This window comes from Celeribacter sp. PS-C1 (assembly GCF_019429625.1).
GTDB lineage: Bacteria > Pseudomonadota > Alphaproteobacteria > Rhodobacterales > Rhodobacteraceae > Celeribacter.
The window spans coordinates 17981-27250 of record NZ_JAHXRW010000020.1; the positions used below are offsets into that span (position 1 = coordinate 17981).

A 9270-nucleotide genomic window follows, 5' to 3' on the forward strand; every position below is an offset into this window, starting at 1 on the left:
TCGTGTGCGGCGTCCCACCTGTCGCGGCATCCCTGTCGTGCCCCACCTCTTGAAAGGAGACCACCATGAGTGATCGCATTTTTGGTGTTGTCGGCCTTCTCATCGCCATCGGCTTTGCTTTCGCGGCCCTGGCGATTGAAGAAAGCTTTCTGTCCGACGCCGTAGGCCCCAAAGCCTTCCCGCTCATCATTGCCGCCGTTCTCGGCCTCAGCTCGATCAGCATCGCCCTCAAACCCGACGCCTCTCCGACTTGGCCCGATCTTGGGCGGTTCGTCGAGATCGTCGCCGCCGTGGTCGTCATGGTCCTCTATGCAGAGCTTCTGCCCGTCATCGGATTTGTCTTCGCGACCGCTTTGGCCGCGACCTATCTCACTTGGCGGTTGGGGTCCGGCCCTATTGCGTCGGTCCTCACAGGCCTGGGCACCTCGGTCGGGATCTACGCCGTTTTCCATCTGGTGCTTGGCCTGTCGCTCGCGCGCGGCCCGCTCGGTTTCTAAAGGAGAGGTCTTATGGATACTCTGATGTCTCTGGCCGATGGCTTTGCCATCGCTCTGACCTGGCATAACCTCATGCTCGCCCTTCTGGGCTGTTTTCTCGGCACCATCATGGGCGCCCTTCCGGGGCTTGGCCCGTCAAATGGCGTCGCCATTCTCATTCCGCTGGCCTTCACCTTGGGCCTCGGCGCGACGCCCTCTCTGATCTTGCTGACATCCGTATACTACGGCGCGATGTATGGCGGTCGGATTTCTTCGATCCTGCTCAATATTCCGGGCGATGAGCCCGCGATGATGACCTGTCTCGACGGGTATCCCATGGCGAAAAAAGGCATGGCCGGGCAAGCGCTTTCGCTCTCCGGCGTTGCGTCTTTCGTCGGTGCGTTCTTTGCAACATGGGGGCTGATCTTCCTTGCCCCGCAGCTTGTCAAAATCGCTCTGTTGTTCGGACCGGCGGAATATTTCGCGCTCTTCGCACTGGCCTTCATGACGCTCGGTGGCGTGTCCTCCACGAACCAAGCGAAATCCGCCTTTGCCGCCGCCCTGGGTCTGGGCCTCGCCATGATCGGGGTCGACACTCAAACCGGTGTGCCGCGCTTCACCTTTGGCGAAGTTCACCTCTATGACGGCCTTGATTTCCTTGTAGCTATCGTGGGTCTGTTCGCCCTGTCCGAAGTCTTCATCTTCCTCGAACACCGCCACGGCAACGCCGACGGCAACGCGGAGAAAATTCGTGTGGGCCGTCTGACCCCGCCGCTGTCGATGCTCAAGGAAACGACGCCGACCATGGCCCGCTCCACGGTCTTGGGCTTTCTGGCCGGTGTGCTTCCTGGCGCAGGTGCCTCGCTCGGGTCGTTCATCTCCTATTCTTTTGAGAAACGTCTGGTCGACAAGGATGGCAAAACCTTTGGCAAAGGGGATCCGCGTGGCGTGGCCGCGCCAGAGGCCGGCAACAACGCCGCCGCGGGCGGTGCCCTCGTGCCGATGCTGGCGCTGGGTGTTCCGGGATCGGGGACGACGGCCGTTCTGCTCGCCGTTCTGTTGTCGCTCAACATCACGCCCGGCCCGCTTCTGTTCTCGCAGAACCCGGATGTGGTCTGGGGTCTGATCGCCGCATTGTTCATTGCCAACATCATGCTTTTGGCCATGAACATCCCGATGATCGGTCTCTTCACCCGCGTGCTGATGGTGCCGCCGCGTATCCTCATGCCCATCGTTGCCATGGTGTCCTTTGTGGGGATCTACGGCATCTCGGGGTCGTCCTTCGACCTTCTCGTGATGATCGGCTTTGGCGTCATGGGCTGGGTGCTGCGCAAACTCGACGTACCGCTTGTGCCGATTATCCTCGGCACGCTTCTGGGCAACTCGATGGAGAACAACCTGCGCCGCGCGATCAGCATCGACAACGGCGATTGGTTCACCCTGATCGACAGCCCGCTTTCGATCACGCTTTGGCTCATCGCGATCATCGGCTTCATCCTGCCCCTGATCATCGGGCGCAAGGTCAAAGCCAAAATGCACGGACCACGTGACGAAGAAGGCTCTATCGCGGACTAAACAAAACCAGTTGGGCGCGTGTGGCACGGTCACATGCGCCCACACCATAAAACACAGGATATGTCGGGCGCGCCGACCTTCGCCCTCCCATGACCGAAGTCCCGTCTCCCATCAAATGGCGGCAAGCCCGGCATTGGTGTTGAGGAGAAACTGCGAGAATATCGGGCTACTGGCGGCGCCAATACTGCGGGCATTGTAGCCGACATTCCCGGCCTCAATCTGAGGTTCAATCAGCCCGCGTTTATCTTGGTTCATCAGATAGCGTCTGGTTCTTTCGACCAACTCATCTCGGACTTCCGTTGGAAACGCGCCATCGATCAGGATGGCCTCGAAATCAATCACCGAGCAAATAGACAGAGAGGCCTTTGCCAGCTCCTGCGCAGTCTGGCCAACCCAGGTCTCGACGTGGCGAGAGACGCTGCTCCAATCCTGAGGCAACTTCCAAAGCACTTCCGGATCGATGCCAACTTCGGTCAAGCGCGCCTCCAGAAGGTGAATGGACGCGACATCAATCAGCTGCTGCGCTTCGCCAAGCGGGCCGGTGCTGCGCATGGATCCCAGAGCACCCGCATTTCCGCGATTGCCCTCGAAGACCGTGCCATTCAAAACCACACCGCCGCCAATGAAAGAGCCGATAAAGAAGTAGGCGTAGTCTCTGAACTCCTTGCCTCGACCGTAAAGAAGCTCGGCCTGACAGGCCGCCGTCGCATCGTTGACAACATAGACCGGCAGATCGCTAAAGGCCGCGACCTCTGCGGTGAAGTTGACGTCTTTCCATGCGCGAAATCTCTCGGCAGCAACTCCGACAAGATCATGCCACTTCCACAGTTCAAAGGGCGCGCCAATCCCGATGCCACACACGCGGTTTCGGAGCGTATCGGGGAGCGTGGAAAGCAGCGTCTGAAGCCCGTCCCTCAGAAAGCCGAAAACTGCATCCGGCATGGGGTAGTCGTAGATCGAATGGAGTTGTGCGCGGACATTCCCCGCGAAGTCGAGCAACAACAAATCGGCACTTCTGCGTCCGATTTTCAGACCCACGGACAGCACACCATCCGGGTCCAACTCGATCGGGATGGAAGGTTTCCCGACCCTCCCCCGCACGGGGTCTCCCCGCCGCACCAACCCATCCACTTCGAGATTGCGCAGGATGGTCGACACGGTCGGTTTGGACAGGCCTGAACTCCGGGCGAGATCGGCGGCGGGCACGGCGCGATAGCGTTGCAGCGTCGAAAGGATCAGGCGTTCGTTATGGTCGCGAACCCCTCTCTGGTTCACGCCCGCGCGTCTTTCTTTGATTCCAGTTCCGTCCATGGATCGAACCATAGATGCCTCCCCATTAAACTGGAAGATAAAGTAGAACCATTAGTAAGTAAAGTTTCCAAACTAATTGACACATCCTTGAGAATCTGGCTTTCTAAGGATGTCCCGCCGATTTGCGTTGGCGGGGTCCGGGGAGAGGAGGAGCTCATCCTGGACACGGAATATGTTTCTTATGGGAGGAAAACATGAGAAAGCTGATGACTGCTTCGGCGCTGGCCGTAATCGCAATGGCGGGCTCCGCCTATGCTGAGACCAACGCCTGTCTGATCACCAAGACCGACACAAATCCGTTCTTCGTCAAAATGAAAGAAGGCGCGAGTGCCGCCGCTGAAGCGAACGGAATTACCCTGTCGACCTTTGCGGGCAAATATGACGGCGACGTCGAAACCCAGGTCGCCGCGGTTGAAACCTGCATCGCATCAGGCGCCAAAGGCATCCTGATCACTCCGACGGACAGCCGCGCGCTTGTTCCCGTCATCACCCAGGCACGTGAGGCTGGCGCACTCGTCATCGCACTCGACACGCAGTTCGAACCCGCCGATGCCGCCGACGCGACCTTTGCCACCGACAACTTCAAAGCCGGCGTGATGATCGGCCAGTGGGCGAAAGCGAAAATGGGCGAGGATGCAGCCAACGCAAAAATCGCCCTCCTCGACCTGAACGCCTCCGAGGTTTCGGTCGACTATCAGCGCAACAACGGCTTCCTGCAGGGCTTTGGCATCGACATCAAAGACCCGACCGACATCGGTGACGAAGACGATCCGCGCATCGTCGGCAATGACGTGACCGACGGGTCTCCCGATGGTGGCCGCACCGCGATGGAAAATCTTCTGCAGGTCGATCCGGACATCAACCTCGTCTACACGATCAACGAACCTGCCGCGGCGGGCGCCTATGAGGCGCTGAAGTCTTTCGGCAAGGAAGACGGCGTTGTGATCGTGTCCGTCGACGGCGGCTGCCCCGGTGTGCAAGACATCGCAGGTGGCGTGATCGGCGCGACCGCGATGCAGTTCCCGCTTTTGATGGCGTCGAAAGGCATCGAGGCAATCAAGACCTATGCTGACACTGGCGAAAAGCCGCAGAACAGCGAAGGTCTGGATTTCTATAACACCGGCGTAGAGCTCATCACCGACGAGCCGGTCGAGGGTGTGCCCTCGATCACGTCGGCCGAGGGCCTGGAGAAGTGCTGGGGCTAATTCACCGCGAACCTCCCTGGCGGGGCGCCATCGTGCCCCGCCTCATCGCTATCCCACGTCGATTTTTGACGGGACCTCATGCTGCAGCTACGCTTGCTGGTAAGGGAGAGAGACATGTCTAACACCACGACAACGCCCTCGAAGGGGCAGGATTTCGAACAGACGCTGGATCAGAGCGATACCAGAGTTGCCTCGTTCGACGTCCGGCATCATTCACTGCTGGAACGCATCCGGCACGTGCTTCACAACAATCCTACACTGGTTCCCGTGATCGTTCTGGTGCTCAGTCTAGTCGCTTTCGGGCTGATCGCTGGCGGGAAGTTCTTTTCGGCCTTCAACCTCAGCCTCATTTTGCAACAGGTCTCGATCATCGGCATTCTGGCCGCCGCACAATCGCTGATTATCATCACTGCGGGGATCGACCTTTCGGTTGCGGCCATCATGGTTCTGATGTCGGTCGTCATGGGCAATCTGGCCGTCTTCGCGGGGGTGCCCTCCGGCATTTCCATCATCATCGGCCTTGCCGGCGGCGTTGGCGCGGGCGTGATGAACGGCTGGCTCATCACCAAGATCAAATTGCCGCCGTTTATCACCACGCTTGGCACATGGTCGATTTTCTACGCACTTTTGCTGTGGCTCTCCGGCGCGCAATCGATCCGGGGTCAGGACATTGACGCAAATGCGCCCCTCCTGAAATTCTTTGGCGCGAGCTTTAGCATCGGGGGCGCTCGGATCACCTTGAGCGCGCTCTTGATGATCGCCGTCTTCATCGTGCTCTGGTACATGCTCAACAAGACCGCTTGGGGCCGCCATGTCTACGCCATCGGTGACGACAAGGAGGCCGCCGATCTGTCCGGCATCCGCACCGACCGCACGCTGCTCTCTGTCTACGGTCTGTCGGGCTTCGTCTGTGCCCTTGCTGGCTGGGCGTCCATCGGACGCGTCGGGTCCATCTCTCCGCAGTCGTTCTATGAGGGCAACCTCGACTCCATCACGGCTGTGGTGATTGGCGGCATCTCCCTCTTCGGCGGACGCGGGTCCATCATGGGTGCCCTGTTCGGCGCGCTGATCGTGGGCGTCTTCCGCTCCGGCCTCCGCCTTTCCGGTGTCGACGTGCTCTGGCAAGTGTTCGCCATCGGTTGGCTCATCATCATCGCGGTCGCTATCGACCAATGGATCAGAAGGGTATCGGCATAATGACTACTCCTGTTGTTCAAGCCCGCGGAATCGTGAAGCGCTATGGCCACGTGACCGCGATCGACCACTCCGACTTCGAATTGCGTCCCGGTGAAGTCCTTGCCGTCATCGGCGACAACGGAGCTGGCAAATCGTCCATCGTCAAAGCGATCTGTGGCGCAACCATTCCCGACGCGGGCGAAATCCTGATCGAGGGCAAGCCGGTGAAATTCAACTCGCCCATCGAAGCGCGGGAGATGGGGATTGAGATCGTCTATCAAAACCTTGCCCTCTCCCCTGCCCTGTCGATTGCCGACAACATGTTCACGGGCCGAGAAATTCGCAAGCCAGGCTGGCAGGGCAAATACCTGCGCATGCTCGACAAACCCGCGATGGAGAAATTCGCGCGTGACAAGCTCACCGAACTCGGACTGATGACGGTGCAGTCGATCAAACAGCCCGTCGAAACGCTCTCCGGTGGTCAACGTCAGGGTGTGGCAGTGGCCCGCGCGGCGGCTTTCGCGACCAAGTTCATCATCATGGACGAACCGACGGCGGCTTTGGGTGTCAAAGAGAGCCGCAAGGTGTTGGAACTCATTCAGGACGTCCGCGCCCGCGGCATTCCGATCATCCTGATCAGCCACAACATGCCGCATGTGTTCGAGGTCGCAGACCGCATCCACATCCACCGCTTGGGCAAACGGCTCTGCACCATCAACCCCAAGGACTACACCATGTCCGACGCGGTTGCCTTCATGACAGGGGCCAAAGAGCCGCCCGCGGAAGATGCTGCATGAGTGGGCCCAATGAAATTGCCGAGGCGCTGCTGGATCAGGTTCTGGCGGCGCCTCGCGCGGATCGCCGCAGAGTGATCGCCATTGCCGGGCCGCCCGCCTCCGGCAAATCCACCCTGTCTCAAGTGCTGGCAGATCAGATGACGGCGGCAGGCGTCCAGACCATGGTCGTCCCGATGGATGGCTTTCACCTCGACAATCGGATTTTGGTCGCAAAAGGCCTTTTGGCGTCAAAGGGATCGCCCGAGACATTTGACGCGGAGGGGTTTCTCCGGCTTGTGAAGGCGCTTCCTGCCTTCGAAACGGTCTACTATCCCATCTTTGACCGTGAACGCGACATCGCAATTGCGGGGGCGGGACTGGTATCTGGAGCCTGCGATACGGTGATTGTCGAAGGCAACTACCTGTTGTTCAACGCCCCGATCTGGCGAGACCTTATCAACAGCTGGGACCTTTCCATCCAAATTGATTGCCCACTCCCTATTCTGAGGCAACGTCTCATTGATCGATGGCTCACACATGGGCTGACACAGGAGAACGCCATCGCGCGCGCTGAGTCCAATGACCTGAAGAATGCCAAATTGGTCGCGTCTCAGTCGTTGGATGCCGATGTGACGGTTTCCGCATGACTTCAAAGCATCGTTCTGCGCAGTTGCGAGAAGGCTAAGAGGGTCCGGCCCTAATCCGGGAGTTTCCGCGCATAGTGTGAACAGAAGTCCCTGTTCACAGCCCGATTGGTCTCGCGCGACTTTGCCCGTATCATCGCATCAAACTCAGTCGGAAAATCCTGTGCAGGCAATATCTTTATCAGATTTCTCACCACGGGTCTCATCCCGCCCAGACCAAGCCGATTGAGCCTCTGAAGCGCACGAATTTCTCCGTAGCTTGGGGACACATTCCGCTGACGTATTTCACGCGCGGCGCGCAGTGCGGCGGGCGTTGCCTCATCAATCTGGTGAAGAAAATCGACGATAATATTTCCTTCCGGAAAATTGTCTCTCGAAAAAGGGATCGCACGGATATTGTCCGCACCGAAAGCGTCCGCCCAAATCGTCATGGGTCGATAATAGTCGAGCCAAAAGCCGTCAGCGACCTGATCCTCCACAAAGTCCTCGAAGGTTGCAGAACTCGCCCGTTTCCCTTTAACCCACTGGGCGTAATAGCTTTTGAGAAACGAAACTTGATCACGCAGGTAGACGATCACCCGAACCTCACCGAAGATCTCCGCCAAATCACGGTGAAGCTTACGGATCGCCGCCTCATCCGTTCCGAAATCGGCATAGAAATGTTCACAGGACGCCACATATCGGAGGTTCTTATCAGCGCCGACCTCAAGAGCTGCCTGCCCTAACACAGTGTCTCGCACCGCTTCGAACCGCATGTCCGCGGGTTTATCTTTCCTGCGCTGATACCGTTCTCTGGCGGCCGGGCTGTCCGCCGTCACGGCGAGCTTCCACGCCGTCTTGTCGCCGAATGCGGCAACCGTCCGCACAGACAGAGGGGTCGTATTGAGAAACCTCTGGATCGTCGTGCTCGCCGTCTTCGGCGTTCCGATATGAAGATAAAGCATTTCTTCCCCTGACAGCTCTCAGCGTCTCAACTCATCTGCCATGCGGCGCGTCATTGAAACCGCGTTATGTCAGCCGGTAATCAAACCGATCAATCAAGTCTCCAAAAATGGAATGGACGACCTGTCTGACTTCAGGCTCCTCAGAAAGAATGGCCGAGGGCGCCGACTTTTTAGGGCGGATGTTGCCCTTTGCATTGATCGAGTTAAACGTGCTCCAAAGGCCTTGCAAAGCCGGCACTCGGTTTTCGAGTTCCAAAATGTCCTCTTCAAAATTCTCAAACCGAACATAAAAATCGATAATGTCTGTGCCATTGAGATAATACTGATCCATGTATCTCCGCAGCACCGATTTGTTGCGTTTGACCCACTCCTGAATGCTCGGACGGACCTCGTCTTTTCGCGTCTTCCAAAAATACAGAGACACAATCATGTCGAACGGGTTGCGCACGATCGAGACCTTATAGGCGGCATCGAAAAGATTTGGCCCTAAACGCCGACGCGTTTTAGCTGCGGTTATATGATTGTAAAACTTTTTCGCGCGCGCGCCCCGCCTCAGATAGGTAATCGCATCGTTGAGATTATACTCCTGCGGGCGCTTCAGGTAGTTTTGGCAGGTCTGAAATCCCAAATTCCGACGAATATCTTCGTCAACATTGGAAATCGGCGTGATGATATCGTCCTCTTCAGCAAAACGAGAAAGCGCAATCTCAAACGATGTCCCCGCGGTCTTTTTCGGCTTCAAGAAAAGAACATTTGAAGATCTCAGAAAAATCACGGGCGCGCCTCCTCAAGTCTGCCCAGAGGGCACGATAAGCCTTTCTCTTTAAGAACCATCACAATGTTTTTGCAATATAAAACGCGGCTTTCGGTTGAGTTGGATCGTTCAGTGCGCTGCGCTCGACGCAGGAACATCTACTCGTCTTTCGCTTCCCAAAACAGCGACGCACCCTTTTCTTCCATGGTGCTTCCAGTTGGGAATTAGAAACGCGAACGGCCGCCCGAAGGCGGCACTTAAATATCTGTAATTTATGGCAATTTTTGGTTGCGGGAGTAGGATTTGAACCTACGACCTTCAGGTTATGAGCCTGACGAGCTACCGGGCTGCTCCATCCCGCGACACTATGTTGTGCTACCGCCGATCGGGGACTTTAGCACGTGTTTGA

9 protein-coding genes and 1 tRNA gene are annotated in these 9270 nt (G+C 57.6%); 6 read left to right on the forward strand and 4 right to left on the reverse strand.

Features of this window, described 5'->3' with window-relative positions:
* The first annotated feature begins 65 nt into the window (after positions 1 to 65).
* Both J5Y17_RS18455 and J5Y17_RS18460 read left to right on the forward strand, forming a co-directional pair.
* Entirely contained in the window at positions 66 to 497 is a 432-nt protein-coding gene (locus J5Y17_RS18455; RefSeq protein ID WP_219787332.1) for a tripartite tricarboxylate transporter TctB family protein, read from the forward strand.
* Between the two features lie 12 nt (positions 498 to 509).
* Positions 510 to 2051 (forward strand): tripartite tricarboxylate transporter permease, encoded by a 1542-nt coding sequence (locus J5Y17_RS18460; protein WP_219787333.1) that lies wholly within the window; start codon positions 510 to 512, stop codon positions 2049 to 2051.
* Between the two features lie 111 nt (positions 2052 to 2162).
* On the opposite strand, the gene J5Y17_RS18465 is transcribed toward J5Y17_RS18460, so the two are convergent.
* Positions 2163 to 3362 carry an ROK family transcriptional regulator gene (locus J5Y17_RS18465; protein ID WP_219787334.1) on the reverse strand — a complete coding sequence of 400 codons (1200 nt, stop codon included), beginning with the start codon at positions 3360 to 3362 and terminating at the stop codon, positions 2163 to 2165.
* Between the two features lie 194 nt (positions 3363 to 3556).
* Here J5Y17_RS18465 and J5Y17_RS18470 point away from each other — a divergent pair, with 194 nt between their 5' ends.
* The 4 genes from J5Y17_RS18470 to J5Y17_RS18485 all read left to right on the forward strand — a co-directional run bounded on the left by J5Y17_RS18470 (position 3557) and on the right by J5Y17_RS18485 (position 7166).
* A complete protein-coding gene (locus tag J5Y17_RS18470; protein ID WP_219787335.1) occupies positions 3557 to 4567 on the forward strand; it encodes a substrate-binding domain-containing protein in 1011 nt (336 codons plus the stop codon).
* 114 nt (positions 4568 to 4681) lie between these two features.
* Complete coding sequence (locus J5Y17_RS18475; protein WP_219787336.1) at positions 4682 to 5764, forward strand: ABC transporter permease; 1083 nt, start codon at positions 4682 to 4684, stop codon at positions 5762 to 5764.
* The gene (locus tag J5Y17_RS18480) at positions 5740 to 6540 is read left to right on the forward strand and encodes an ATP-binding cassette domain-containing protein (RefSeq protein WP_219787337.1); all 801 of its coding nucleotides are present in this window, start codon (positions 5740 to 5742) and stop codon (positions 6538 to 6540) included. The genes J5Y17_RS18475 and J5Y17_RS18480 overlap by 25 nt, the downstream gene beginning before the upstream one ends.
* The gene (locus tag J5Y17_RS18485; RefSeq protein ID WP_219787338.1) at positions 6537 to 7166 is read left to right on the forward strand and encodes a nucleoside/nucleotide kinase family protein; all 630 of its coding nucleotides are present in this window, start codon (positions 6537 to 6539) and stop codon (positions 7164 to 7166) included. Before J5Y17_RS18480 ends, J5Y17_RS18485 begins: the two co-directional genes overlap by 4 nt.
* 50 nt (positions 7167 to 7216) lie before the next feature.
* On the opposite strand, the gene J5Y17_RS18490 is transcribed toward J5Y17_RS18485, so the two are convergent.
* The 3 genes from J5Y17_RS18490 to J5Y17_RS18500 all read right to left on the reverse strand — a co-directional run bounded on the left by J5Y17_RS18490 (position 7217) and on the right by J5Y17_RS18500 (position 9223).
* Entirely contained in the window at positions 7217 to 8107 is an 891-nt protein-coding gene (locus J5Y17_RS18490) for a hypothetical protein (protein WP_219787339.1), read from the reverse strand.
* A gap of 64 nt (positions 8108 to 8171) precedes the next feature.
* Positions 8172 to 8882: a sulfotransferase family 2 domain-containing protein gene (locus tag J5Y17_RS18495; RefSeq protein ID WP_219787340.1), complete on the reverse strand. Its 711-nt coding sequence runs from the start codon at positions 8880 to 8882 to the stop codon at positions 8172 to 8174.
* Positions 8883 to 9146: 264 nt separating this feature from the next.
* A tRNA-Met gene (locus tag J5Y17_RS18500) sits at positions 9147 to 9223 on the reverse strand.
* Positions 9224 to 9270 lie beyond the last annotated feature (47 nt).